The following is a 24482-nucleotide window of genomic DNA, read 5'->3' on the forward strand; positions in this document are numbered from 1 at the left end:
CGACAATCTCGCATTGGAGGATTTGTTCCGCTGCTTCTCCAAAGTGGGTTGCGCCTCGCGAAACGGCTGCCCCTTGCCAAGGGGTCTTCCATAGGCGTTGCCCATCCTGCCAGCGGTAGGACGAGCGAGTTTCAGTTCCCAGTCTAGAGATCCAAGGTGGCTCGCGGACTTCCGTGTGAACTCCTTGGGTTTGATTTACGGTCGAGCCTCGCGGCTAACCCGGAAATGCTGGCGATCAAGGGCCAAGGCCAAAAAACGCGCCACGATTTCGACTAACGTGGAGGGTGCCGATGGACGTTCATCGGGGTCGAACAAGAGCCCAATGGCAGCACCCGGCCCCCCTGCTGTTGTTGCTACAGGCCAAAAGTCAAAGCGTGAGGCCAACGCCGGGTAGACTCCGGCGCTCACGACAAGCCCCGTCGTCAACGCTGATCGCGCCACCTCGATTTCGGCCTCCTGCGGCTCTACGTCACCGACCCTTTCAATGGAAACCACGTTGCCATCCAATACGACAATGACGACGACAGGAGCCTGGAAGAGCGCGGCAAGAGCTTGGGAAGTGATTGAGACGATCGCCTTCGCATTGTCGGCTGCCGCCACGTCGCGGCTGTAGCCTTGTAGCACTGTCGCTTGTCGCCTCAGAAGTGCCGTTTCGGTAGCCCTGCGCTGGGAGGTAAAGGCCACGCCGCTCACGATAAGTCCGACGACAAAAAGCAGTCCGATCGCCCAGACGTTTGCCGGGTCGTCGACGATCAGCGTGTAGCGAGGCTCGGTCAGGAAGAAATTGTAGGCGAGAGCACCAAGTATCGCCGAACAGAGCGAGGGACCCAGGCCTAAGCTAACGGCCGCTATGATCACCGGCACCACAAATACGAGGGAGAGGTTCGGGATCGCCACCCTGCTGTCGATACCGACAGCCACGGTCGCCGCGGCGGCGGTCATCGCAACAGAGGCAAGGTAGCGGACTACTGAGGGGGCTTCCGATAGCGCCAAGCCCAAATCCGGATCGGCATCCGGCAATGTGATGTCCCCTCGCAGCTTCGATCTGGCATCGGCCATTTGTTCAACTCCCGCCGTCCTCTGATCGGTAGATCAATCCTGGCTCGACAATCATTCCCCTGGAGAAAGCGACTCGACATCGTACCCGCCATCTCCAAGGCGCGGTGCAAGACCGACGTACTGATAATGGTCGCCGAAAGTGTCTATGACGGTGGAAAAAATTGGCCGGTCAGCAAGGTAGCCGACGACTTGGCTTTGCCGCTCGGCGACGGGTGCAACGATCCTGATTATATGGAACTCGGTCGGAACGCTTTTCGCACCGAGACGCATCGGCTTATTCCTCATTGAAGGAACGCAATTAAAGGAACGCAATTAAAGGAACGCAGTGAGGCAGTATGCTCGCGTGAGTTCGATAAATCCACCCGCATAAATGGGGCGTTGATAGCTGGGATAGCTTTGCCATCCATTTCAGGTCGCATTGTTAGCGAGGACGCTCGCCTTCACGCACGCCAACAGAAAGCGTGGGGCGACACCCTTAAACGCAAAGAGGTACAGCGACATTGCGCTCCAGTGGCGCAGCTTGCCTCAACACTTCGCGAAAGCGCAACGCTTCGAGGCAGATCAACCAAGAGTGGTTACTTTGTAAATCAGCAGGGCCACGACCGTGGATATCGTCACCACGATGCCGGTTTTATCGAGATGCAGAAAATGAAGAGTAGCAACGGCGAGCGCCGCAACTGCAGCGACGAGAGCCCCGATCACAAATGGGCCAACCTGTGCGTCGGTAAGGCGATCGCCGACGGTATAATGAAGACGAAGCACCTCGCCGAGTGAGCGGATTACGATAACGAGCAGGAGCCCGACAGAAATTTGGGTCATTCGTCGAATGGATGGCATGGTCAAAAATCACCACGGCGCCAAGAGGATCAAAAGAAGATTCCGATTGCTGCATCAAGCCTCAAAGGTGAAGGTCCTCATGCTTATTCTGAGAGATAAGTTCGAGGATCTGGCTCCTGACCAGGTCGCGTGATTCCGACCGGACGAACGGCATCAGGAGTTCAACCGTTTCTCCCAGTTTCTCAGGATCGTCCGCATGAGGATCTGTCAGGTAGTGACCGTGAGCGTAGATGTTGTCCGATAGTTTTTTGTTCAGGTCAGAGAAAAATCCCATCGCCGTATTCTCCAAATCAGCCCATTGTTTCGTCCGTCCATAATTTAAGATCGATATCGACCAGGTACTAGGCCAACGTCCGTCGCATTTTAGTCGCCGCCATGTACTGCACTTTGAAGAAGTTTCGATGTTCTGTGAGTTTGAAGCGGTCGCAGATCCGGCCGAGGGCTGTGGAGATGGCTTCGATGCTTCACGCGGCCGCTGTACTCAAGCCCACCTTGAGCTTTGAATTAACAGTCTCGGCTGGGCGAATGGGCGGGAGCAGCTTTGCGCCACCAAGCCGGCATCGCTGCTTATCCAGTCGAGTCAGGCATGTTGCTGCGGCTCGGGAGCTTTTGTCCAGTGGCGGCAGCCATCCGGGCTTGCGTCATGTTGGCTACCGCTAAGTCCATGCGCGGTTTCGATTAAACGGGGCCCCGCAGAGCGCTGAATTTCACGCTGATGGATGCAGGTCGAGATAGCGAAAATCTTTATAAAATTCCTATTTCTTTCCGCCCCGCGCCGTCTCGAATCTTTATGGCGTTTTGATGCATATCATACCGGGAAGGCGCATATCTCGATCACCTTGTCATAGGTGACGGGACGCTTTCGTATGATTTCGACCCTGCCGACCGCGGGCGCAAATCACAAACGAAAATAAGGAACATGCACGATGGACATCGTTGTTCTTGGGATAGGGGTTTTGTTTTTCGCCCTTTCCTTCGCCTACATCAAAGCCTGCGACATCCTTTAACGCGAGGATCGAAAAAATGTTCGTCGACTATATTCTCGGTGGCGGCGTGACGCTGTTCTTGCTCGTCTACCTGACATACGCCCTCGTTCGCCCAGAACGCTTCTGACTGCAACTGGCGCAAGGCACGGAAAGCTACAACCATGACTCTCAACGGATGGCTACAGATCCTCGTCTACTGCGGGATCGTCGTTTTGCTGGTGAAGCCGCTTGGCGGCTACATGTATCGCGTTTTCAACGGCGATCGCACATTTCTCTCGCCGGTCCTCGGGCCCCTCGAACGCGGGCTTTATCGCATTTCGGGAACCAGCGAGCGCGAAGAGCAGCACTGGACCACTTACGCGGCAGGCATCATGTTCTTCAGCCTCGCCAGCTTCCTGGTGCTTTACTTCCTGCAGCGGCTGCAGGGCGTGCTGCCCTATAATCCGGCCGGCATGACCGCTGTCGAGCCGAACCTCGCCTTCAACACCGCTGTCAGCTTTCCGACCAACACCAACTGGCAGAACTATGGCGGCGAAAGCTCGATGTCCTACCTCGTGCAGATGGCGGGCCTCACCGTGCAGAACTTCATGTCGGCGGCCGTCGGCATCGCCATCGCGGTCGCGCTGATCCGTGGCTTTGCCCGCGCGTCGGTCAAGTCGATCGGCAATTTCTGGGTCGACATGACCCGCTGCACGCTCTACATCCTCCTGCCGCTCTGCATCGTGCTCACCCTTGTCTATGTCTGGCTCGGCGTGCCGCAGACGCTTGGGCCCTATGTCGACGCCACGACGCTTGAGGGCGCGAAGCAGACGATCGCGGTCGGCCCCGTCGCCTCGCAGCTCGCCATCAAGATGCTCGGCACCAATGGCGGCGGCTTCTTCAACGCCAATTCCGCGCATCCTTTCGAAAATCCCGACGCGATCTCCAATTTCATCCAGATGGTCACGATCTTCGCGCTCGGTGCCGCCTTGACCAATGTCTTCGGCCGCATGGTCGGCAACCAGCGCCAGGGCTGGGCGATCCTGGCCACGATGGGTGTCCTGTTCATCGCCGGCGTCGCCGTCTGCTACTGGGCGGAAGCCGCCGGCAATCCACTGGTGCATGCGCTTGGCATCGACGGCGGCAACATGGAAGGCAAGGAGAGCCGCTTCGGCATTGCCATGTCGGCGCTGTTCGCGGTGATCACAACGTCCGCCTCCTGCGGCGCCGTCAATGCCATGCATGACAGCTTCACCGCGCTCGGCGGCTTGATCCCGATCATCAACATGCAGCTCGGCGAGGTCATCGTCGGCGGCGTCGGCGCCGGCTTCTACGGTATCCTGATGTTCATCGTGGTTGCCGTCTTCGTCGCCGGCCTGATGGTTGGCCGCACGCCCGAATATCTCGGCAAGAAGATCGAGGCCAAGGAGGTCAAGATGGCGATGCTCGCCATCCTGTGCCTGCCGCTGGCGATGCTCACCTTCACGGCCATTGCGGCGGTTCTGCCAAGCGCCGTGGCATCGATCGCCAACAGCGGGCCGCACGGCTTCTCCGAGATACTCTACGCCTACACCTCGGCGGCGGCGAACAACGGCTCGGCCTTTGGCGGCCTCAGCGGCAACACGCCCTGGTACAACATAACGCTCGGTATCACCATGCTGATGGGCCGGTTCCTGGTCATCATTCCGGCCTTGGCGATCGCAGGCTCGCTGGTGGCGAAGAAGACAGTTCCGGCCTCGGCCGGCACCTTTCCGACCGACGGCCCGCTGTTCGTCGGGCTGCTGGCCGGCGTCATCCTGATCGTCGTCGGCCTCACCTTCTTCCCGGCCCTGGCGATCGGACCGATCGTCGAACACCTGGCCATGATCCATGGGCAGACCTTCTGATACCGCCCCGTCCTGGGTCAAAATCATGCCCTGGTTCAACATCATGCGACGCAACGTTGAGCGTCGGAACGACAGGGAGGGGGAGACAATCCCCCCTCCTTTCCCGACCGTGTCCACATTCCTCGGCATTGCGGCCGTCATGATCGTGATTTGGCTGCTGGCCTACGGGCCGCCGCACTTCTTTTCGGCATCCGATCGATCGGTGCCTGCCAACAACATCGATACTGGAGCCACCAAATGAGCCAGTCCAAATCCGCGAGCATCATGGATGCTAGCATCCTGCTCCCCGCCATCAGCGGGGCCTTCAGGAAACTGAACCCACGCACGCTGGCCAGGAACCCGGTGATGTTCGTCGTCGCCGTCGTCTCGGCGCTGACCACTGTCCTGTTCGTCAGGGATCTCGTCACCGGCGGCGGCGATTTCAGCTTCACGCTTCAGATCATCATCTGGCTGTGGTTCACCGTGCTGTTCGCCAATTTCGCCGAAGCGGTCGCCGAAGGCCGCGGCAAGGCGCAGGCCGACTCGTTGCGCAAGGCGCGCACCGAGACCCAAGCCAAGCTGCTGGCCGGCGAGGACCGCGCCAAGTTCAAGCTCGTGCCCGGCACCAGCCTGAAGGTCGGTGACGTCGTCCTTGTCGAAGCCGGAGACATCATCCCGTCGGACGGCGAAGTGGTCGAAGGCGTCGCCTCGGTCAACGAAGCCGCGATCACCGGTGAATCGGCACCCGTCATCCGTGAATCCGGTGGCGACCGCTCGGCGGTCACCGGCGGCACCCAGGTGCTGTCCGACTGGATCCGCGTGCGCATCACGGCGGCTTCCGGCCACACCTTCCTCGACCGCATGATCTCGCTGGTCGAGGGTGCGGAGCGCCAGAAGACGCCGAACGAGATCGCGCTCAATATCCTGCTGGTCGGCATGACGCTGATCTTCGTGCTGGCCACCGCGACGATCCCGAGCTTTGCCTCCTATTCGGGCGGCTACATCTCGGTGACCGTGCTGGTCGCCCTGTTCGTGACCCTGATCCCGACCACCATCGGCGCGCTGCTGTCGGCCATCGGCATCGCCGGCATGGACCGGCTGGTGCGCTTCAACGTGCTGGCCATGTCGGGCCGTGCCGTCGAGGCGGCGGGCGACGTCGACACGCTGCTGCTCGACAAGACCGGCACGATCACGCTCGGCAACCGCCAGGCGACCGACTTCCGCCCGGTCAAGGGCGTCACCGAGCAGGAACTGGCCGACGCGGCCCAGCTTGCCTCGCTCGCCGACGAAACGCCGGAGGGCCGCTCGATCGTCGTCCTGGCCAAGGAAAAATACGCCATCCGCGCCCGCGACATGGCAACGCTGCATGCCAGTTTCGTGCCCTTCACCGCGCAGACCCGCATGAGCGGCGTCGACATCGATGGCTCGTCGGTCCGCAAGGGCGCCGTCGACGCGGTGCTCGCACACGTCAACCAGTCGGCGGCCGCCTCTCATGGCACGCGCCCAAGCAGCGATGCCGTCCGCGACCTGCAGGCGGTCGCCGACGAGATCGCCAAGTCCGGCGGCACGCCGTTGGCGGTCGAGCGCGACGGCCGCTTGCTTGGCGTCGTCCATCTCAAGGATATCGTCAAGGGCGGCATCAGCGAACGCTTCACCGAACTGCGCCGCATGGGCATCCGCACGGTGATGATCACCGGCGACAATCCGTTGACAGCGGCGGCGATCGCCGCGGAAGCCGGCGTCGACGACTTCCTGGCCCAGGCAACGCCCGAGGACAAGCTGAAGCTCATCCGCGACGAACAGGCCAAGGGCAAGCTGGTCGCCATGTGCGGCGACGGCACCAACGATGCACCGGCCCTCGCCCAGGCCGATGTCGGCGTCGCCATGAACACCGGCACGGTCGCCGCGCGCGAGGCCGGCAACATGATCGATCTCGACAGCGATCCGACCAAGCTCATCGAGATCGTCGAGATCGGCAAGGCGCTGCTGATGACGCGCGGCTCGCTGACGACCTTCTCGATCGCCAATGACGTTGCCAAGTACTTTGCCATCATCCCGGCGATGTTCGCCGTCTTCTACGTCGCGCCGGGACAGACGACCGGCCCGCTGCAGGCGCTCAACATCATGCATCTGGCAACGCCGCAGAGCGCAATCCTCTCGGCCATCATCTTCAACGCACTGATCATCATCGCGCTGATCCCGCTGTCGCTGAGGGGCGTCAAATATCGCGCAATCGGCGCCGGCGCGCTGCTCCGCCGCAACCTGCTCGTCTACGGCCTCGGCGGCATCATCGTCCCCTTCGTCGGCATCAAGGCGATCGACATGATCGTCACCGCCCTCGGCCTCGCTTAAGGAACACGTCCATGCTCACCCAGATAAGACCAGCGATCATCATGATCGTCTTCTTCACGGTCCTGACCGGCCTGATCTATCCGATCGGCATGACCGGTATCGCCCAGGCGCTGTTCCCGCGTCAGGCCAATGGCAGCCTGATCGAAAAGGACGGCAAGGTCATCGGCTCCGAACTGATCGGCCAGGGTTTTGCCAGCGACAAGTATTTCCATGGCCGCCCCTCGGCCGCCGGTGACGGCTACAACGCCGCCGCCTCCAGCGGTTCGAACCTCGGTCCGACCAATCCCAAGCTGATCGACCGCATCAAGGGCGACGCCGAAAAGCTGAAGGCGGAGAATCCGAACCAGCCGGTTCCGATGGACCTCGTCACCACCTCCGGCAGCGGCCTCGATCCGCATATCAGCCCCGAAGCGGCCTACTTCCAGGTCGCTCGTGTCGCCAAGGCCAGGGGTATCGACGAAGCCAAGATCAAGGCGCTTGTGGATGGCCAGGTCGAGAGCAGGGAGCTTGGCTTCATGGGAGAGCCTGTGGTCAATGTGCTAGCGCTCAACCTGGCGCTGGACGCCGCGAAATAGTGGATGGTGGGGGCCGGGGATCGACAGTATCCCCGGCGCCATCCATGATCGGTTCCGATGGCGGACGACAGAAGCAACGAAAACAGACCTTCCCCGGACGCGCTGCTCGAGCATGCCGAACGCGAGGGGCGCGGCCGTCTGCGGATATTCCTCGGTGCCGCGCCCGGCGTCGGCAAGACCTACGAGATGCTGATGGCGGGTCGCGCCAGGCTGGCCGACGGCGTGGACGTGGTCATCGGCGTCGTCGAGACGCATGGCCGCAAGGAAACGCTGGCCCTGGTCGAAGGCTATGAAGTCATCCCGCGCCAGAAAGTCGATTACAAGGGGCGCATCCTCGACGAGATGGATATCGACGCTATCATCGCCCGGCGGCCAGCGCTGGTTCTCGTCGACGAACTCGCCCACACCAACGCGCCCGGCAGCCGTCATCCCAAGCGCTATCTCGACGTCCAGGAAATCCTGACGCATGGCATCGACGTCTATACGACGCTCAACATCCAGCATGTCGAAAGCCTCAATGACGTCGTCGCGCAGATCACCAAGGTCAGGGTCCGCGAGACGGTCCCCGACTCCATCATCGACCAGGCCGATGATATCGAGATCATCGACCTCACCCCCGACGACCTGATCAAGCGGCTTAGGGAAGGCAAAGTCTATTTTCCAAACACCGCGCAACGCGCGATCGAGAACTATTTCTCGCCGGGCAACCTGACGGCGCTGAGGGAACTGGCGCTGCGCCGCACCGCGCAGCGCGTCGACGACCAGTTGCTGATCCATATGCAGGCCCACGCCATTCCCGGGCCGTGGGCAGCGGGAGAAAGGGTGCTGGTCTGCGTAGACTCGCGGCCGGGCGGTGCGGCCCGCATCCGCTATGCGCGCAGGCTGGCCGACCGGCTGCGTGCCCCCTGGACGGCGCTGCATGTCGATGGCCCTCGCTCGGCCAGCATGCCCGAGGAGGACAAGGACCGGCTCGCGACCAACCTGCGCCTTGCCGAACAGCTCGGCGCCGAGGTGACGACCATCCCGGGCCAGAACATCGCGCAGGATATCGTTCGCCATGCGACGGCGAACAACTTCACCCATATCGTGATCGGCAGGCCGACCCGGTCGCGCTGGCGGGAATTGATCGAGGGCTCGCTGACCTATGATCTCATCCGCAATGCCGGCGACATCAGCGTCCATGTCATTTCGGGAACGGAGCGGAACACCGAGGCGTCCTCGAGGAGGGTCAACGCGGCGGCCGAACAAAGCCAGTTCCAGATCAGGCCATACCTGCTTGCCACGGCCTGTATCCTGGGCTCGCTCGCCGTCAGCGCGGTTCTCGACCAGTTTCTAGACGTTCGCAATCTCGCGATCATCTTTCTGCTGGGGGTGCTGACATCTGCGGTAACCTGCGGGCTCTGGCCGGCGCTGTACGCCTGCCTGGTCAGCGCCCTTGCATTCAACTTCTTTTTCCTCGAACCGCGCTACACGCTGACGATCCGGGACCCGGAGAGCATCGTCGCGCTCGGCGTCTTCCTGGTTGTTGCGGTCATCGCCAGCAATCTGACGGCACGCGTGCAGCGTCAGGCGGTCGCCGCCCGCTCACGGGCGCGGGCCACGGAGGACATCTATCTCTTTTCAAAGAAGCTCGCCGGTGCCGGCACGCTCGACGACGTTCTCTGGGCCACCGCCTTCCAGATCGCATCGATGCTGAAATTGCGCGTGGTGCTGCTGCTGCCGGAAGACGGAACGATCACGGTCAAGGCCGGCTATCCGCCCGACGACACGCTGGCGGAGGCCGACATCGCCGCCGCCCGCTGGGCCTGGGAGCACAACCGTGCCGCGGGACGTGGTGCCGATACGCTTCCCGGCGCCAAGCGCCTCTATCTGCCCTTGCGGACGGGGCGCACCGCAATCGGCGTCGTCGGCCTCGACAACGACAAGCAGGGCCCACTGCTGACGCCCGAGCAACAGCGCCTGCTCGACGCGCTGGCCGATCAGGCAGCGGTCGCCATCGAGCGCATCCAGCTCGTCGCCGACGTCGATCGCGCCAAGCTCGCCGCCGAGGCGGACAGGCTGCGCTCGGCGCTTCTCACCTCGATCTCACATGATCTGAAGACGCCGCTCGCCGCCATCATGGGTGCTGCCGGCACACTGCGGGAATTCGCGCCGGCACTGCCCGAACAGGACCGGGCGGAGCTGCTGACGACCGTGCTCGACGAATCCGAGCGATTGAACCGCTTCATCGCCAATCTGCTCGACATGACCAAGATCGAATCCGGCGCGATGGAGCCGAACTACGCCTTCCACTATGTCGGCGACATGGTCGGCTCGGCGTTGCAGAGAGCCAGGAAAATCATCGGCGAGCACAAGATCGAGACGGACATCCCCTCGGATCTGCCGATGTTGAAGGTCGACCCCGTCCTGTTCGAGCAGGCGTTGTTCAATCTCCTCGACAATGCGGCAAAATACGCGCCGGCCGGATCGACGATCCGTGTGCAGGGCTGGACCGACAATGGTTCCGTCATCTTGCAGCTCATGGATGAAGGGCCGGGCATTCCTCCCGGCGATCTGGAGCGGATTTTCGATACATTCTACCGGGTGCGCAAGCGCGACCAGGTCCGCGCCGGCACCGGGCTTGGGCTGTCGATCTGCCGTGGCTTCATCGAGGCGATGGGCGGCACGATCTCGGCGGCGAACCGCACCGACCATTCGGGCGCGGTTTTCACCATCAGGATGCCGAAGCCGGCGAACCCGCCCGATCTCGATGCCCGCATTGCGGGCGACCACGATGTTGGTGACTTTGCATGACAAATTCGAACGTCAGGATACTGGTTGTCGATGACGAACCGCCGATCCGCAAGCTGCTTCGGGTCGGCCTCGGCAGCCAGGGCTATGCGATCAGCGAGGCGCCGAACGCCAAAGTCGCGATCGAATTGATGGAGGCGGAGAAGCCCGATCTCGTCCTCCTCGACCTTGGCCTGCCCGGCATGGGCGGTCATGAGCTGTTGCGCAAATGGCGCGACGACGGCCTCGATATACCGGTGGTCATTCTCTCCAGCCGCACCGACGAGGCCGGCATCGTCAACGCGCTGGAACTCGGCGCCGACGACTACGTCACCAAGCCTTTCGGCATGAACGAGCTGATTGCTCGCATCGGCGTGGCGCTGCGGCACAAGTTCCAACAACAGGGCGAGAAGCCGGTGTTCCACACCGGCGACCTGTCCGTCGATCTGGTCAAGCGCATCGTCAAGGTCGAAGGCAAGGACGTCAAGCTGTCGCCAAAGGAATACGACATCCTGCGCATCCTGGTGCAGCACGCCGGAAAGGTGCTGACCCACCATTTCCTGTTGAAGCAGGTCTGGGGCGATACGACCGACGTGCAGTATCTCAGGGTCTATGTCCGGCAGTTGCGGCAGAAGATCGAAAAGACCCCCGACCAACCGCGCTATATCACCACCGAGACCGGTGTCGGCTACCGCTTGCGCGAGGTCGAATGAGCGAGAGTCCATTCGACCTCTAGGGGACCCTGTCCTAACCGACAGCCTCCTGCAGCCGGTTTGCCGTCGTCGATGTCCGCAAGGCCGCCAGGCAGCCGACAATGCCGAGCGGCACGAAAGCGAGGAACAGCCAGGTCGCGACATTCGCCGCCGCGTCATGGTTCAACCCTTCTGAAAAGCCGCTGGCATTGGCGACGATCCCGGCCAGTGCGGCACCCACGGCATAGCCGATGCGCTGCATGGTTGGCACCGCCGCGGAGGCGATGGTCTGTTCGTCGTGGCGCGCGGACGCCACGATGACACGCGTGAGGAAGGGCCAGGCGATGCCGAAGCCGCCGCCTTGCAACAAGGCGCACATCAGGATCAGAGGAATGGACCCCGCCGGTATCGTATAGGCGAAACCGGCGATGCCGGACGCGATCATCACCGCGCCGCCGACGATGATCAGCCGTTCGCGCCGCGGCGGCGCATTGGCGACGAGGATCGACAGGATCGACCAGGCGATCGATTCGGCGGCGATGATGTAGCCGGTGGTCAGCAGCGAAATGTCATGCAGGCTGGTCAGCAGCAGCGGTCCGTAGACGCCGAAAGAGCAGGTCGCCACCGAAAAGGCGGCGACCATGGTCATGCCGGCACCGACCGGCGTGCGCCACGAGAACAGCCTCGCCGGGAACAGCCGAGAGCGGGGCTTGAGCGCGTCGATGTAAAAGAACAGCGCCAGGCCAATGAGGCCGAGGACCATCAGCAGCGAGGAGCGCAGCAAGGCGATGTCGACGCCGGCCGAGGCGATCAGCACCACGGCTACGGCAAGGCAGCCGAGCGCGATGAAGGGGAAGGGCGGTGCCCTGCCGCTGGTCGCCTGCGGCCTGGTTGCCTCGGGCGTGTTGAGGACAATCACACTGGCCAGGGCCATGGCGGCACCACCGAAGGTGAAGATGCCGAAGGCCCAGCGCCATGACAGGAGCTCGGTCATGATCGCACCGAGCATCGGCCCGCTGAAGGCGGCGACGCCCCAGATCGCCGACATGATGCCGAAGAGCTGCGGCCAGATGGCGCGTGAAAACAGCCGCTCGACCGAGACGAAGGCCAGCGACACCAGCGCGCCGCCGCCAAATCCCTCGATCAGGCGGCCGGCAAGGAACAATTGCATGGAAGGCGAGGTGGCGCAGACAAGCGCTCCGGCGGCATAGAGCAGGGCGGCGACCACCATGTTGGTGCGCAGCGCGACATAGCTCACCAGCCGTCCGGCCGCAGCACCAGCGACGATGGCGCCGAGCTCGTAGATCGCCAGCGACCAGCCGACGAGCTGCACGCCAGCCAGTTCTCCGACCATGGCGGGCATGACAGTCGCCACCATCGTCTCGTTGGTGGCGTGCAGCAGGATGCCGAGGCTGATGAAGCAGAAACGCGCCAGGTCGCCGCTTGCCCACAATGCGCGCCAGTCGACCCTGTTTGTACGGATTTCGGTCATTCTCGCCTTCCATATCTCGATGCGAGCGCATGACACCAGAAGCCAGTATGGGTTTCCGGCAGGACCATGCGCATCAGCAACGCCTGGCAAGGCGCCGCTCCATTCGGGGCGGGCTTGTAAAACCTCAACCGTGGTTGAGCTCAAGCAGTTTTTTTGAGAGCCTGTTCTCGCGGCCGTCTTCCAAGAATGGCCGCCTTCGTCGCGGTCAATTCTCGGTGCTGCGCAGCTGGAACTGGCTGACGCCGATCGCAAGGTTGATGCCGGTCTGCGTCTGCAGGCTGAGCGGCTGCAAGGTGAAGGCCTGCGAGGAGCCGCCGACCAGCAGATTGGCGCCGGCGCCGACGGCGGCCGTCACCTCGGCGCTGGCACCGACATAGTCTCCAGCCAGCGCGCCCGGCGCGTAGATGTTCTTCAACGGCGTCAGCACCAGCCACTGCATCACCGACTGCTTTGTGGTGCCGATGTCGAGGCCGTATTTGTTGACCGCGCCGAAATAAGCTTCCGGCGCGAAGCTCTTGTCGGCTGGGGTGAAGGTGCAGCTCAAATCCTTGCTCGAGCCGAAGATGAAGCCGGTGCCGCCGCCGATGGCGCAGTCAAGCGTGCCGAGCTCTATGCCCCGGTCCTGCGCCTGAGCCGCGCCGGCAAGCACGGTTGCGATTATGGCAGCGGCGAAGGCTGTCTTCGGCATGGCGGTCCCCTCAAAAATCAAACGGCGCGGAACCATCCTATCCGGTTCCGCGCCGCAGGGTGAGGGGCATGGAGCACTTGCTCCATGCATTTACTTGAACGAGTGGATCAGCTCGAGCGAGGTCACGGCGACGGCAAGATTGACGCCGGTCTGCGCCTGGACGCTGAGCGGCTCCAGCATGAAGGCGCTGTTCAAGCCACCGACCAGCAGGTTGGCGCCGCCGCCGGTGACAACGCTCGCTTCGGCGTTGACGCCATAGTAACTGCCGGCGAGATCGCCTGCGTCGCGGTTGCGCGTTGCCGCCAGAACGGCCCAGACGAGCTGGCCCTGATGGGTCTTGCCGACATCGACTCCGATCTTGGAGATGACGCCGGTATACATCTCCGACGGACCGCCATGATGCGGCCTGAAGGTGCAGGACACGCCCTTGTTGGAGGCGACGACGTAGCCGGTGCCGCCATCGATGGTGCAGTCGAGGGTGCCGAGTTGCAGCTTGCCGGCGCTGGCCGGGGCGGCGGCGAATACCGTCGTGGCGAGGGCAGCGGCGCAGGCGAGTTTCTTGATCATGGGTGGGTCCTTTCGCAAATTGCTTCGAAGTAACGGCTTGGATGGCCAGACCGTTCCGCCGAAAACTTGGCGCGAACAAGGCAAGGGCTGACGGCCTGCCGCCGGGGTTAACGCGCGGTTGCCGGATCGACGGCGATCAGTGGCGCCGCGTGTCCTTTCGGACACGCAAAGGACACCACGGCACTTGGATGGGTGCGGGGGCGCTGCCGAAATCGATATCAGCTGACGCGGGCCAGACCGTCCTTGGCTGGCTGGTAGGTGGGGTCGAGGTGAACGGCTTCGCGATAGGACTTCGCCGCCCTGGCCTTGTCGCCGCGCCGCTCGTAGATCAGCGCCTGGTTGGACCAGGCCTCGGCGTTCTTGCCATCCAGCTTGATGGCCATGTTGAAGTCGGCGAAGGCGTTGTCCTCGTCGTTCATCGCCAGATAGGAGAGACCGCGGCCGTTGTAGGGCTCGGCTGCATCAGGCGCGAGCGAGATGGCGGTCGAGAAATCCTCGATGGCGAACTTGTGCTGGCCCTGGCTCTGATAGATCAGGCCGCGATTGTGATAGGCACGGGCATCGGTCGTATCGAGCTGGATCGCCTTCTGGAAGTCGTTGAAGGCTTCCTGGGTGCGGCCCGCCTTGCGGTAGAGATTGCCGCGGCCGATATAGGCGGCGTCATAATTGCCGTTGATCTGGATCGAGTGGTTGTAATCGTCGAGCGCGGCCGCCTGATTGCCAAGGAAGCGCTGGATGAGCGCGCGGTTGGAATAGGCCTGGAAGAAATTCGGGTTGAGCTGGATCGCGGTGTTGAAATCCTTGAGCGCCGCCTGGTACTGGCCGCCCCGGCCATAGGCCGAGCCGCGCACATTGTAGCCTTCGGGATCCTGGGGATTGCGCTGGATCACCGCCGACAGCGAGGAGATGTTCTCGCTCGACCCTTGCGCCTTGTCGATGTTGTTGAATTCGCCGGTCGGGCCAGCGGTCTGGCAACCGGCAATCGCCAGGCCGGAAAGCAGGGCCGCCGTCAGGGCGAAACCACGCAATGCGGTCCCGCGCTCCACGCTTGTTGCGTTCATGTCTGCCCTGTCCTCACTTGCGCCGCGTCGTTCAGTCCGGATCCCCCCTCCGGGCCGGGTCACAATCAAAACAAAAAGGTGGCGGCGATTCCACATCGCGCCACCTTGGATATCCTTCGAAAAGGACGAAAAATTGGCGTTAGAACCGCGGCGGACGCGGAGCACCACCTGCACCGCCGGCAGCACCAGCGGCAACCGGACGAGGCGTCATGGGCAACAGGCCTTCGCGCTGTGCGCGCTTGCGGGCCAGCTTGCGGGCGCGGCGCACGGCTTCCGCCTTTTCACGGGCGCGCTTCTCGGAGGGCTTCTCGTAATGTCCGCGCATCTTCATTTCGCGGAAAATGCCTTCACGCTGCATCTTCTTCTTGAGAGCGCGAAGCGCCTGATCAACATTGTTGTCGCGGACGAGTACCTGCACGGGCAATCCTGTCTTTCGGGTTTGATATCAACAGGCAAGCGGCCATAGCCACTAGCCTCCGCGGCGATTTACACCACGAATTGTGGCGGCTGATAGCAGAATCATCCCGCGCTGTCCACAGCCGAAATGAACTTGGACGGCCAAACCATGGCCGGTTTTACCTCGGGATAAGGGAGCCGACTACGCCGTGGCCAGGTGAAGCCGCTCGAAATCCTTGAAGAACTCGCCGTAGTCACAAGTGATTTCCTCGCCCGCGGCGATGTCGCGGGTGGCGGTTGCGCCGCCATACTGCGAAAAATCCGTGTTCGGATTTCCAGCATGGTTCATGAAGCGGCCATTGTCGACTTCATAGACCATGAAACCTGGCCGGTCGGGGCTCGGATAGGCATAGCGGTCGAGCAATTCCCTGAGATGCGGGGGTGCCGCTTCATATTTTGCCATCGGAATCAGCCGGTCGAAGTCGGGATCGAGCCGCCAGATCGAGGCGCCTTTCCTGATCGGCTCGGCGGCGAACACGCCGACACCCTCGATCGCGCTCGCAGCGACATAGGTTCTGATCAGCATCATGTTTCCAAGACCCGCTTTTCGACAGCAAACGGAATCGCCAAATCACGCTGAAAAAGCAAGACCCGAGGCCTGCGTCATGGCGACGAACAGGTATGTTCGCCGCGAAAACCCTTCACGTCCGGTTGATCGAGACACCGCCATCCGCGAACAGGGCTGTTCCCTTGGTGAAGCTCGAGGCGTCCGAGAGGCTTCCAACCCGCGATGCCGAGGCCGAGCAGGGCCGCCAGCTCCAGCAGGAAGCGCGATGTCAAATTCCACCAGGCATTGCCCACAATCTTGGTCCAAAGGTTCGGAAACACGAATGGTGGCCGAGGGCCGTTGCATCGGCCAGCCCGGATGCGTCTTTTTTGTCGCGGCGCAAAACGGCAAGCGCCGTCGCAAACAGCGCAAGGGTGGAAGCCCGGTTTCGCTAGTGATACACCTCGCGCGCCGGGACCGACTGAACGCCCGGCTGCAATCCGCGAGATCTGTTGGCGCGAGGCTGGGACGTTGAAGAAATATTCGGTATTCGCCATCGCCCGCGAGGCCATGCGCGGCCACAAGGGCTGGGAGGAGCAGTGGTCCTCGCCCGAGCCCAAGAAAGAATACGACGTCATCATCGTCGGCGCCGGCGGCCATGGCCTGGCCACCGCCTATTATCTCGCCACGGTGCACGGCATCACCAATGTCGCGGTGCTGGAAAAGGGCTGGCTGGGCGGCGGCAACACCGGCCGCAACACCACCATCATTCGCTCCAACTATCTCTATGACGAGAGCGCCGGCATCTACGACCATGCCCTGAAGCTGTGGGACGGGCTCAGCCAGGAGCTCAACTACAACGTCATGTATTCTGCGCGCGGCGTCATGATGCTGGCCCACAATGTGCACGACATCCAGGTGTTGAAGCGCCATGTCCACGCCAACCGGCTGAACGGCATCGACAATGAATGGCTGTCGCCCGAGCAGGCAAAGGAATTCTGCCCACCGCTGAACATCTCCAGGGACGCACGCTATCCGGTCGTCGGTGCCGCGCTGCAGCGCCGCGGCGGCACGGCGCGCCACGATGCGGTTGCCTGGGGCTATGCACGCGGCGCCTCGGCGCGCGGCGTGCATATCATCCAGAATTGCGAGGTCACCGGGGTCAAGCGGGCACCGAACGGCGCGGTCATGGGCGTCGACACGACACGCGGCTTCATCGGCGCCAAGAAGGTCGGCGTGGTCGCCGCCGGCCATTCCTCGGTCATCATGAACATGGCCGGCGTGCGCATGCCGCTGGAAAGCTACCCGCTGCAGGCGCTGGTGTCCGAGCCGGTCAAGCCGGTGGTGCCGTGCGTGGTGATGTCGAACACGGTGCACGCCTACATCTCGCAGTCCGACAAGGGCGAGCTGGTGATCGGCGCCGGCACCGACCAGTATGTCTCCTATTCGCAGACCGGCGGCCTGCACATCCTGCAGCACACGCTCGACGCCATCTGCGAGATGTTCCCTATCTTCACGCGCATGAAGATGCTGCGTTCCTGGGGCGGCATCGTCGACGTCACGCCCGACCGCTCGCCGATCCTGGCCAAGACGCCGGTGCCCGGCCTCTATGTCAATTGCGGCTGGGGCACGGGCGGCTTCAAGGCAACGCCGGGCTCGGGCCATGTCTTTGCCCACACCATCGCCAGGGATGACCCGCATCCGATCAACGCGCCCTTCACCATCGAACGCTTCCGCACCGGCCGCCTGATCGACGAGGCGGCGGCGGCGGCCGTGGCGCACTGATGATGGCGCAGGTGGCTGTCGCGATGCCGCTGATGCTGGCGGGGGAACAGGGCATGTTCCATTTTCCTTCCGCGGACGAAGTGCGCACGCAGCCGATCAGCCGCGCCGGGAACGAGGCCAACTGGCCGTTTTCCGTCGACGACGGCGTGCTGGCCTGCGTGTGGAGCGGCGGCCAGAAGGTGGTCATGTTCCTGGAGAACAGGCCTGCCGATCTTGGCGAGGACGACACGTTCGAGCCACGTCGCGTCATCGTCACGACCGATCCGGTGCAACTCACCATCGGCAACATGGCGTATCGCGACCTTTTTCGCCCGGCCGCGAGCGTGGAGGAGCGCATCCGGCTCGTCGCGCCTTTTGCGGCGATGGGCCAGAGGCTTTGCGACCAACCGGCCGGCGCCCGCGTCGGCCACGGCGAATTGTAGGAACGAACACGATGCTTCTCATTCGTTGCCCCTATTGCGAGGAAGAGCGCCCGGAGCTCGAATTCCGCAATGCCGGCGAGGCGCATATCGCGCGCTCGGCCAACATTGCCGGCGAGAGCGACGACGATTTCGAGAAATTCTTCTTCATCCGCTCGAATCCCAAAGGCATCATCCATGAGCGCTGGCGGCACATGCATGGCTGCGCCCGCTTCTTCAATGCCGTGCGCGACACGGTCACCGACAAGTTCATCATGACCTACAAGGCCGGCGAGCCGAAGCCGTCCAAGCTGCCCAAAAACTCCAACGAAGTGGTTGCCAAATGAGCGGCGCGTTCCGCATTCCCAGCGCCGGCCGCCTCAGCCAGGCGAAGACCGCGCGGTTCAGCTTCGATGGCCAGTCCTACGCCGGCATCGAGGGCGATACGCTGGCTTCGGCGCTGCTCGCCAATGGCGTCCACCTTGTCGGCCGCTCGTTCAAGTACCATCGTCCGCGCGGCATCCTGTCGGCTGGCGCGGAAGAGCCGAACGCGCTGGTCGAGATCAAGCGCGACGCCGCGCGCAAGACGCCGAACGTGCGGGCCACCGTGCAGGAGCTCTATGACGGGCTTGCCGCCCAGTCGCAGAACCGCTGGCCGTCGCTGTCCTTCGATGTCGGCGCGGTCAACGATGTCGCCTCGCCATTTTTTTCCGCCGGTTTCTACTACAAGACCTTCATGTGGCCCAAGGCAGCCTGGAAGAGCCTTTATGAGCCGAAGATCCGCGCAGCGGCCGGTCTTGGCGTTTCCCCGGATCAGCCGGATCCCGATCACTATTCATCGCGCTATGCGCATTGCGACGTGCTGGTGCTGGGCGGTGGTGCCGCCGGCATCGCGGCGGCATTGGCCGCGGCCGAGACCGGGGTGCGCGTCATCCTCGCCGACGAGCAGGCCGAGTTCGGCGGCAGCCTGCGTTTCGAAAGCGGCGCCAGGATCGACGGCCAGGATGGTTTTGCCTGGGCTCAAGGTGCGGTGGCGAAGCTCGCCGCCATGGACAATGTCCGTGTGCTCTCGCGCACCACCGCTTTTGGGTACTACGCGCAGAATTTCGTCGGCCTTGTCGAGCGCGTCAGCGATCATCTGAAGACTCCCGGCCATGACCTGCCGCGCGAGCGGCTGTGGCAGGTTCGCGCCAAGCGCGTCGTGCTGGCCTCCGGCGCCATCGAGCGGCACATGGTGTTCGCCGACAACGACCGGCCGGGCATCATGCTGGCGGGCGCGGCGCGCACCTACCTCAACCACTATGGTGTCGCGGTCGGCAAGAATGTCGGCGTTTATACCGCCAATGACTCGGCTTACGCGGCCGCGATCGACCTGAAGAAGGCCGGCGTCAACGTGGCGGCGATCGTCGATTTGCGCGACAATCCGACCGGTCCGGTGATCGACGAGGCGAGGGCGCTTGGCATCGAGGTCAATTTCGGCCGCGCGGTGATCCGCGCCGGCGGCAAGCTCAGGGTATCGTCGATGACCGTGCAGCCGAAGAATGGCGGCGGCGAACGCACCATTCCTGTCGACGCGATCCTGATGTCGGCCGGCTGGACGCCGTCGGTGCATCTGTTCTCGCAGTCGCGCGGCAAGGTCGCCTTCAACGACGAGACCAAGCGCTTCGTGCCGGGCACCTACGCGCAGGATTGCGTCTCGGTCGGCGCCTGCAACGGCACGGATGGGCTGTCGGCGTCGCTCGACGAGGCCTATGCGGCGGGCGCCAAGGCGGCCAAGGATGCCGGGGCAAAGACCGCCAAGGGCACGAAGCCGAAGGTCGATGCCTCGGAAAGCTGGTCGCGCGGCATGCTGGGCGCCGCCCCCGGCGCCGGGCCGGATACGACCGTGAAAGCCTTTGTCGATTTCCAGAACGACGTCACCGCCAAGGATATCCGCCAGGCGGTGCACGAGGGCATGCGCTCGATCGAGCACGTCAAGCGCTTCACCACCAACGGCATGGCGACCGACCAGGGCAAGACCTCCAACATGCACGGCCTGGCGATTGCCGCCGAGACGCTTGGCAAGCCGATCCCGGAGGTCGGCCTGACCACGTTCCGGGCGCCCTATACGCCGGTGACGTTCGGCGCGATCGTCAGCCATGCGCGCGGGCCGCTGTTCGACCCGACACGCAGAACCGCGATCCATCCGTGGGCCGAAGCCCAGGGTGCGGTGTTCGAGGATGTCGGCCAGTGGAAGCGCGCCTGGTATTTCCCCAAAGCGGGCGAAGACATGCACGCGGCGGTCGACCGCGAGTGTGTGGCGGTTCGTACGACAGCCGGCCTGTTCGATGCCTCGACGCTCGGCAAGATCGAGGTGGTCGGGCCGGACGCGGCCAAGTTCATGGAACTGCTCTACACCAATCCGTGGGAGAAGCTGGAGCCCGGCCGCTGCCGCTATGGCATCATGCTGCGCGAGGACGGCTTCATCTATGATGACGGCGTCGTCGGCCGGCTGGCGCCGGATCGTTTCCATGTGACAACGACGACCGGCGGCGCGCCGCGCGTGATGAACCACATGGAGGATTATCTCCAGACCGAGTTCCCGCATCTCAATGTCTGGCTGACCTCGATCACCGAGCAGTGGGCGGTCATTGCCGTGCAGGGCCCCAAGTCGCGCGACATCATCGCGCCGCTGGTCGAAGGCATCGACATGTCCGACGAGGCGCTGCCGCATATGTCGGTGCGCGAAGGCAAGATCTGCGGCGTGCCGACGCGGCTGTTCCGCATGTCGTTCACCGGCGAGCGCGGCTTCGAAGTCAATGTGCCGGCCGACTACGGCCAGGCTGTCTGGGAAGCTTTGTGGGCCGAGGGGCAGAAGCATGGCGCGGCCGCCTACGGCACCGAGGCCATGCACGTGCTGCGCGCCGAAAAGGGCTACATCATCGTCGGCCAGGACACCGACGGCACGGTGACGCCGAACGATGCCGGTCTCGACTGGGCGGTCGGCAAGAAGAAGGCCGATTTCGTCGGCATCCGCGGCATGGCACGGCCGGACCTAGTGGCCAAGGGCCGCAAGCAGCTGGTCGGCCTGAAGACCAAGGACCCGAAGGTAGTGCTCGAAGAAGGCGCGCAGGTCGTCGAGGATCCGAAGCAGGCGATCCCGATGAAGATGATCGGCCATGTCACCTCGAGCTACTGGTCGCAAAATTGCGGCCGCTCCATCGCGCTGGCGTTGGTTGCCGGCGGCCGCGACCGCATGGGCGACACGCTCTATGTGCCGATGCCAAACGGGGTGATCGAGGTGGAGGTTACCGGCATGGTGTTCTTCGACGAGACGGGAGGGCGCCTCAATGGCTAAGGCCGCCGCGAAAAAAGCAACAACTGTCGCAACGCCCTCGGTCGAGCGCCGCGCGGCGCTGGCCGGCCGCACCACCTCCGCACCCGCCGTCAAGGTCGAGGTGCTGCCACCGGCCGAACGCATCTCGCTGCGCGCGCCGGAGGCCTCGGTCGCCGCGCTCTCGAAGGCGCTCGGCGTTACCTTGCCGAAGAAGCCAAAGACCTCGGCTTCGAAAGCCGGACGGACCGCACTGTGGCTCGGCCCCGATGAATGGCTGGTGATCGATGAGGCCGGCAACGATCCGCTCGCCGACTGCGCCGGGGTTTCCGCCCTGCACTCGGCTGTCGGCATCTCGCATCGCAACGTCGCGATTGCCGTGACGGGTGCGGGAGCTGCCGCGACGATCAATGCGGGCTGTCCGCAGGACCTGTCGCTGGATGCCTTTCCGGTCGGCGCGTGTTCACGCACCATCCTGGGCAAGACCGAGATCGTGCTGCTGCGCACGGCCGCCGATGCCTTCCGGGTCGAATGCTGGCGTTCCTTCTCGGACTATGTCTTTACTTTCCTGTCCGAGGGATCGCGGGACGCAGCGGTCTGAACTCGGAACGTTCTGCAGGGCGCGCTCGTTCTGCATTCGCACGCCGAGGGAGAATGCCGATGCCGTCGAATTCCACGCCAAGGTCACAGGCCAAGAAGTCGCCGGCCGTTCGCTCCCTGGAGCATGAGCAACACGAAGAGCCGAGTGCCGAACAGGAACTCGAGGAGGGGCTCGAGGACACGTTCCCGGCCAGCGATCCGATATCGATCACGGGAACGGCCATTCCCGGCGCTCCCGCGAAACCGGGCAAGGCCAAGACAGTGGCCGGACGCAAGAAGCGTAAGATCTAATTTTCGTCGGACAAGGCCGGATCGGACCTTCTCAATCCCATTGGGCATGCTATTTAAAGCGCTTTGGGAGACGAAAATGCCGATAAAAGCCGTTGTCTGGGGCGAAAATGTCCATGAGCAGACCAATGCCGCCGTGCGCGACCTCTATCCCCAAGGGATGCACGGCACCATTGCCGCCGCGCTCAACCAGGACAAGGGCATCGAGGCGACCACGGCCACCTTGCAGGAACCCGAACACGGCTTGAGCGAGAAGCGCCTGGCCGCCACGGATGTCCTGCTGTGGTGGGGCCACGCCGCGCATGGCGAAGTCAAGGACGAGGTCGTCGAGCGCGTGCAGAAGCGGGTCTGGGAAGGCATGGGGCTGATCGTGCTCCATTCGGGCCACTACTCGAAGATATTCAAGCGGCTGATGGGCACGCCCTGTTCGCTGAAATGGCGCGAGGCGGGCGAGCGCGAGCGTGTCTGGGCGATCAACCGCGGCCACCCAATCGCGCAAGGCATCGGCGAATGCCTGGAGATCGGCGAGACGGAGATGTATGGCGAGCCGTTCGCGGTGCCGGAGCCGCTGGAGACGGTGTTCGTCTCCTGGTACGAGGGCGGCGAAGTGTTCCGGTCCGGGCTCACTTACCAGCGCGGCGCCGGCAGGATCTTCTACTTCTCGCCTGGCCACGAGACCTACCCGATCTACCACAATGAGGGCGTGCAGCAGGTGCTGCGCAACGCCGTGCACTGGGCGCACAACCCGGCGCCGGCATGGTCCGGCATCACCAATGCGCCGAACGTGCCGACCGATGCGGCCAAGGAGAAGATCGTCCAGAAGGGACTGCGCCTGCATGCCGATGGCGACAAGGGCTTGAGTTGATTGGGGCCTGAGCTGATGCATCGATTGCTTCTGCTCGGCACCGGCGGCATCGCCGGGCATCATGTCGAGGAATTCGCCGAGATTCCCGGCTGCGCGATCGTCGCCTGCGTCGACCAGGTGCCGGGCCGCGCGGCAGCGTTCGCCGGCGCCAACGGAATAGGCGATTTCTTCGAGAGCCTGGAAGCAGCGATCGCCTGGGGCGAGTTCGACGCCGCCATCAACGCGACACCGGACGGCGCGCACAGGGCGACGACACTGGCGCTGCTCGCCGCGGGAAAGCATGTCTTCTGCGAAAAGCCGCTGGCGCCAAATCACGCCGACGCGCTGGCCATGACGGAAGCGGCCGAGGCGGCCGGGGTCGTCAACATGGTCAACCTGACCTATCGCAACTCACCGGCGATCCAGGAAGCCCGACGCATGGTGCAGGCCGGTGAGATCGGCGAGCTGCGCCATGTCGAGGCGAGCTACCGGCAAAGCTGGCTGGTCAGCAAATCGTGGGGCGACTGGCGGGTCGAGGACAAATGGCTGTGGCGCCTGTCGAGCCGGCACGGTTCGACCGGCGTGCTGGGCGATGTCGGCATTCACATACTGGACTTCGCCACCTATGGCGCCGCCCAGGATATCGTCGGCCTGCATGCGGATCTGGTGACGTTTCCGAAGGCCGAGGGCGAGCGGATCGGCGACTATGTGCTGGACGCCAATGACAGCGTGGCGATGACGGCGAGGTTCAAATCCGGTGCGCTCGCCACGATCGTGGCAAGCCGTTACATGACCGGCCACGCCAACGATTTGTCACTGGCCCTGCACGGCACCAAGGGTGCCATCAAGGTCGAGACCGACGGCAAGACATCGCACCTGTCCGCTTGCCTGGGCAAGGATGTCGACCAGCAGCGCTGGCGAACGCTTGTGCTGCCGGATGTCAAGCGCAACGCCCGGCGTTTTGCCGAGGCGCTGGATGCAGGCCGGAACGGCGATCCGTCCTTCCGGCGTGCCGCCGACATGCAGAAGCTGATCGACGCGGCCTTCGAGAGTTCAGCGGCTAAACGACCGATCCCGGTTGCCTGAAGCAGGCCGGCTTGTGCCGGCCAGAAGTGATTTCAAGCTGATATCAGAACGCGCTCGGCATAATCCACGGATTGATGCTGATGCCGAGCCGCGGGCCCTTGCCGTCAGCCGTGTTCTCCGTGGAGCTTTTCTTCTCGACCGACCCGGTCGAAGCGCAATCGAGCTTCACGTGGGTCCTGGTGTCGACGCAGGTCGCGGCAGGCGCGTGCTTGACCGGCTGGGTGGCGCTGGCGGCGAAGGCCGAGCCCGAAAGTGCCAGCACGGCGGCGAGGGTGAGGAGTGTCTTTTTCATCGTCAGTCTCC

25 protein-coding genes are annotated in these 24482 nt (G+C 63.4%); 15 read left to right on the forward strand and 10 right to left on the reverse strand.

Features of this window, described 5'->3' with window-relative positions; all coding sequences use genetic code 11:
• Positions 1 to 195: 195 nt before the first annotated feature.
• From NR193_RS14000 to NR193_RS14010, 3 genes are all read right to left on the reverse strand, one after another.
• Positions 196 to 1059 carry a DUF4118 domain-containing protein gene (locus tag NR193_RS14000; RefSeq protein ID WP_256751400.1) on the reverse strand — a complete coding sequence of 288 codons (864 nt, stop codon included), beginning with the start codon at positions 1057 to 1059 and terminating at the stop codon, positions 196 to 198.
• A gap of 51 nt (positions 1060 to 1110) precedes the next feature.
• Positions 1111 to 1329, reverse strand: coding sequence for a hypothetical protein (locus NR193_RS14005; protein ID WP_256751401.1), 219 nt, complete (start codon positions 1327 to 1329; stop codon positions 1111 to 1113).
• 291 nt (positions 1330 to 1620) lie between these two features.
• The gene (locus NR193_RS14010; RefSeq protein ID WP_256751402.1) at positions 1621 to 1896 is read right to left on the reverse strand and encodes a hypothetical protein; all 276 of its coding nucleotides are present in this window, start codon (positions 1894 to 1896) and stop codon (positions 1621 to 1623) included.
• Between the two features lie 1023 nt (positions 1897 to 2919).
• Here NR193_RS14010 and NR193_RS14015 point away from each other — a divergent pair.
• From NR193_RS14015 to NR193_RS14045, 7 genes are read left to right on the forward strand one after another with little or no spacing between them, the layout of a single operon-like run.
• A complete protein-coding gene (locus NR193_RS14015; protein ID WP_023691936.1) occupies positions 2920 to 3009 on the forward strand; it encodes a K(+)-transporting ATPase subunit F in 90 nt (29 codons plus the stop codon).
• A 34-nt stretch (positions 3010 to 3043) separates the two neighbouring features.
• Positions 3044 to 4747 (forward strand): potassium-transporting ATPase subunit KdpA, encoded by a 1704-nt coding sequence (gene kdpA / locus NR193_RS14020; protein ID WP_256751403.1) that lies wholly within the window; start codon positions 3044 to 3046, stop codon positions 4745 to 4747.
• Between the two features lie 25 nt (positions 4748 to 4772).
• Entirely contained in the window at positions 4773 to 4988 is a 216-nt protein-coding gene (locus NR193_RS14025) for a hypothetical protein (RefSeq protein ID WP_256751404.1), read from the forward strand.
• The gene (kdpB, locus tag NR193_RS14030; protein WP_256751405.1) at positions 4985 to 7078 is read left to right on the forward strand and encodes a potassium-transporting ATPase subunit KdpB; all 2094 of its coding nucleotides are present in this window, start codon (positions 4985 to 4987) and stop codon (positions 7076 to 7078) included. Before NR193_RS14025 ends, kdpB begins: the two co-directional genes overlap by 4 nt.
• 11 nt (positions 7079 to 7089) lie before the next feature.
• The gene (gene kdpC, locus NR193_RS14035) at positions 7090 to 7653 is read left to right on the forward strand and encodes a potassium-transporting ATPase subunit KdpC (protein WP_256751406.1); all 564 of its coding nucleotides are present in this window, start codon (positions 7090 to 7092) and stop codon (positions 7651 to 7653) included.
• 57 nt (positions 7654 to 7710) lie between these two features.
• Positions 7711 to 10446 (forward strand): sensor histidine kinase KdpD, encoded by a 2736-nt coding sequence (locus tag NR193_RS14040; protein ID WP_256751407.1) that lies wholly within the window; start codon positions 7711 to 7713, stop codon positions 10444 to 10446.
• Positions 10443 to 11135 carry a response regulator transcription factor gene (locus NR193_RS14045; protein WP_256751408.1) on the forward strand — a complete coding sequence of 231 codons (693 nt, stop codon included), beginning with the start codon at positions 10443 to 10445 and terminating at the stop codon, positions 11133 to 11135. The genes NR193_RS14040 and NR193_RS14045 overlap by 4 nt, the downstream gene beginning before the upstream one ends.
• A gap of 34 nt (positions 11136 to 11169) precedes the next feature.
• On the opposite strand, the gene NR193_RS14050 is transcribed toward NR193_RS14045, so the two are convergent.
• From NR193_RS14050 to NR193_RS14075, 6 genes are all read right to left on the reverse strand, one after another.
• On the reverse strand, positions 11170 to 12606 hold the full coding sequence (locus NR193_RS14050; RefSeq protein ID WP_256751409.1) for an MFS transporter: 1437 nt from the start codon (positions 12604 to 12606) through the stop codon (positions 11170 to 11172).
• A gap of 205 nt (positions 12607 to 12811) precedes the next feature.
• Positions 12812 to 13294 carry a DUF992 domain-containing protein gene (locus NR193_RS14055; protein WP_256751410.1) on the reverse strand — a complete coding sequence of 161 codons (483 nt, stop codon included), beginning with the start codon at positions 13292 to 13294 and terminating at the stop codon, positions 12812 to 12814.
• Positions 13295 to 13384: 90 nt separating this feature from the next.
• Positions 13385 to 13861, reverse strand: a complete 477-nt coding sequence (locus tag NR193_RS14060) for a DUF992 domain-containing protein (RefSeq protein WP_256751411.1) — start codon at positions 13859 to 13861, stop codon at positions 13385 to 13387.
• Positions 13862 to 14079: 218 nt separating this feature from the next.
• Positions 14080 to 14922 carry a tetratricopeptide repeat protein gene (locus NR193_RS14065; RefSeq protein WP_256751412.1) on the reverse strand — a complete coding sequence of 281 codons (843 nt, stop codon included), beginning with the start codon at positions 14920 to 14922 and terminating at the stop codon, positions 14080 to 14082.
• A 139-nt stretch (positions 14923 to 15061) separates the two neighbouring features.
• A complete protein-coding gene (gene rpsU / locus NR193_RS14070; protein WP_023810129.1) occupies positions 15062 to 15340 on the reverse strand; it encodes a 30S ribosomal protein S21 in 279 nt (92 codons plus the stop codon).
• 180 nt (positions 15341 to 15520) lie between these two features.
• Positions 15521 to 15907, reverse strand: coding sequence for an SET domain-containing protein (locus NR193_RS14075; RefSeq protein ID WP_375162705.1), 387 nt, complete (start codon positions 15905 to 15907; stop codon positions 15521 to 15523).
• A 489-nt stretch (positions 15908 to 16396) separates the two neighbouring features.
• On the opposite strand from NR193_RS14075, the gene NR193_RS14080 reads away from it, so the two are divergent.
• From NR193_RS14080 to NR193_RS14115, 8 genes are all read left to right on the forward strand, one after another.
• Positions 16397 to 17650 carry a sarcosine oxidase subunit beta gene (locus NR193_RS14080; RefSeq protein WP_256751414.1) on the forward strand — a complete coding sequence of 418 codons (1254 nt, stop codon included), beginning with the start codon at positions 16397 to 16399 and terminating at the stop codon, positions 17648 to 17650.
• Positions 17650 to 18072 (forward strand): hypothetical protein, encoded by a 423-nt coding sequence (locus NR193_RS14085; protein ID WP_256751415.1) that lies wholly within the window; start codon positions 17650 to 17652, stop codon positions 18070 to 18072. Before NR193_RS14080 ends, NR193_RS14085 begins: the two co-directional genes overlap by 1 nt.
• Before the next feature lie 11 nt (positions 18073 to 18083).
• Positions 18084 to 18395, forward strand: coding sequence for a sarcosine oxidase subunit delta (locus NR193_RS14090; protein ID WP_256751416.1), 312 nt, complete (start codon positions 18084 to 18086; stop codon positions 18393 to 18395).
• A complete protein-coding gene (locus tag NR193_RS14095; RefSeq protein ID WP_256751417.1) occupies positions 18392 to 21385 on the forward strand; it encodes a sarcosine oxidase subunit alpha in 2994 nt (997 codons plus the stop codon). The genes NR193_RS14090 and NR193_RS14095 overlap by 4 nt, the downstream gene beginning before the upstream one ends.
• Complete coding sequence (locus NR193_RS14100; protein WP_256751418.1) at positions 21378 to 21962, forward strand: sarcosine oxidase subunit gamma; 585 nt, start codon at positions 21378 to 21380, stop codon at positions 21960 to 21962. The genes NR193_RS14095 and NR193_RS14100 overlap by 8 nt, the downstream gene beginning before the upstream one ends.
• 59 nt (positions 21963 to 22021) lie before the next feature.
• Positions 22022 to 22252, forward strand: coding sequence for a hypothetical protein (locus tag NR193_RS14105; RefSeq protein ID WP_256751419.1), 231 nt, complete (start codon positions 22022 to 22024; stop codon positions 22250 to 22252).
• A 76-nt stretch (positions 22253 to 22328) separates the two neighbouring features.
• Entirely contained in the window at positions 22329 to 23114 is a 786-nt protein-coding gene (locus NR193_RS14110) for a ThuA domain-containing protein (RefSeq protein ID WP_256751420.1), read from the forward strand.
• A gap of 15 nt (positions 23115 to 23129) precedes the next feature.
• A complete protein-coding gene (locus NR193_RS14115; protein ID WP_256751421.1) occupies positions 23130 to 24179 on the forward strand; it encodes a Gfo/Idh/MocA family protein in 1050 nt (349 codons plus the stop codon).
• A 43-nt stretch (positions 24180 to 24222) separates the two neighbouring features.
• On the opposite strand, the gene NR193_RS14120 is transcribed toward NR193_RS14115, so the two are convergent.
• The gene (locus tag NR193_RS14120; RefSeq protein ID WP_091577932.1) at positions 24223 to 24471 is read right to left on the reverse strand and encodes a DUF680 domain-containing protein; all 249 of its coding nucleotides are present in this window, start codon (positions 24469 to 24471) and stop codon (positions 24223 to 24225) included.
• Between the last annotated feature and the right edge of the window lie 11 nt (positions 24472 to 24482).

Origin of the sequence: Mesorhizobium sp. Mes31 (assembly GCF_024519675.1) — a bacterium.
Lineage (GTDB): Bacteria > Pseudomonadota > Alphaproteobacteria > Rhizobiales > Rhizobiaceae > Mesorhizobium.

What these genes read in the sequence shown, in the direction of transcription:
- NR193_RS14000 (WP_256751400.1), bottom strand. Translation starts at nt 1,059, where the DNA reads ATGGCCGATGCCAGATCGAAGCTGCGAGGGGACATCACATTGCCGGAT.
- NR193_RS14005 (WP_256751401.1), bottom strand. Translation starts at nt 1,329, where the DNA reads ATGCGTCTCGGTGCGAAAAGCGTTCCGACCGAGTTCCATATAATCAGG.
- NR193_RS14010 (WP_256751402.1), bottom strand. Translation starts at nt 1,896, where the DNA reads ATGCCATCCATTCGACGAATGACCCAAATTTCTGTCGGGCTCCTGCTC.
- NR193_RS14015 (WP_023691936.1), top strand. Translation starts at nt 2,920, where the DNA reads ATGTTCGTCGACTATATTCTCGGTGGCGGCGTGACGCTGTTCTTGCTC.
- kdpA (WP_256751403.1), top strand. Translation starts at nt 3,044, where the DNA reads ATGACTCTCAACGGATGGCTACAGATCCTCGTCTACTGCGGGATCGTC.
- NR193_RS14025 (WP_256751404.1), top strand. Translation starts at nt 4,773, where the DNA reads ATGCCCTGGTTCAACATCATGCGACGCAACGTTGAGCGTCGGAACGAC.
- kdpB (WP_256751405.1), top strand. Translation starts at nt 4,985, where the DNA reads ATGAGCCAGTCCAAATCCGCGAGCATCATGGATGCTAGCATCCTGCTC.
- kdpC (WP_256751406.1), top strand. Translation starts at nt 7,090, where the DNA reads ATGCTCACCCAGATAAGACCAGCGATCATCATGATCGTCTTCTTCACG.
- NR193_RS14040 (WP_256751407.1), top strand. Translation starts at nt 7,711, where the DNA reads ATGGCGGACGACAGAAGCAACGAAAACAGACCTTCCCCGGACGCGCTG.
- NR193_RS14045 (WP_256751408.1), top strand. Translation starts at nt 10,443, where the DNA reads ATGACAAATTCGAACGTCAGGATACTGGTTGTCGATGACGAACCGCCG.
- NR193_RS14050 (WP_256751409.1), bottom strand. Translation starts at nt 12,606, where the DNA reads ATGACCGAAATCCGTACAAACAGGGTCGACTGGCGCGCATTGTGGGCA.
- NR193_RS14055 (WP_256751410.1), bottom strand. Translation starts at nt 13,294, where the DNA reads ATGCCGAAGACAGCCTTCGCCGCTGCCATAATCGCAACCGTGCTTGCC.
- NR193_RS14060 (WP_256751411.1), bottom strand. Translation starts at nt 13,861, where the DNA reads ATGATCAAGAAACTCGCCTGCGCCGCTGCCCTCGCCACGACGGTATTC.
- NR193_RS14065 (WP_256751412.1), bottom strand. Translation starts at nt 14,922, where the DNA reads ATGAACGCAACAAGCGTGGAGCGCGGGACCGCATTGCGTGGTTTCGCC.
- NR193_RS14075 (WP_375162705.1), bottom strand. Translation starts at nt 15,907, where the DNA reads ATGATGCTGATCAGAACCTATGTCGCTGCGAGCGCGATCGAGGGTGTC.
- NR193_RS14085 (WP_256751415.1), top strand. Translation starts at nt 17,650, where the DNA reads ATGATGGCGCAGGTGGCTGTCGCGATGCCGCTGATGCTGGCGGGGGAA.
- NR193_RS14090 (WP_256751416.1), top strand. Translation starts at nt 18,084, where the DNA reads ATGCTTCTCATTCGTTGCCCCTATTGCGAGGAAGAGCGCCCGGAGCTC.
- NR193_RS14095 (WP_256751417.1), top strand. Translation starts at nt 18,392, where the DNA reads ATGAGCGGCGCGTTCCGCATTCCCAGCGCCGGCCGCCTCAGCCAGGCG.
- NR193_RS14100 (WP_256751418.1), top strand. Translation starts at nt 21,378, where the DNA reads ATGGCTAAGGCCGCCGCGAAAAAAGCAACAACTGTCGCAACGCCCTCG.
- NR193_RS14105 (WP_256751419.1), top strand. Translation starts at nt 22,022, where the DNA reads ATGCCGTCGAATTCCACGCCAAGGTCACAGGCCAAGAAGTCGCCGGCC.
- NR193_RS14110 (WP_256751420.1), top strand. Translation starts at nt 22,329, where the DNA reads ATGCCGATAAAAGCCGTTGTCTGGGGCGAAAATGTCCATGAGCAGACC.
- NR193_RS14115 (WP_256751421.1), top strand. Translation starts at nt 23,130, where the DNA reads ATGCATCGATTGCTTCTGCTCGGCACCGGCGGCATCGCCGGGCATCAT.
- NR193_RS14120 (WP_091577932.1), bottom strand. Translation starts at nt 24,471, where the DNA reads ATGAAAAAGACACTCCTCACCCTCGCCGCCGTGCTGGCACTTTCGGGC.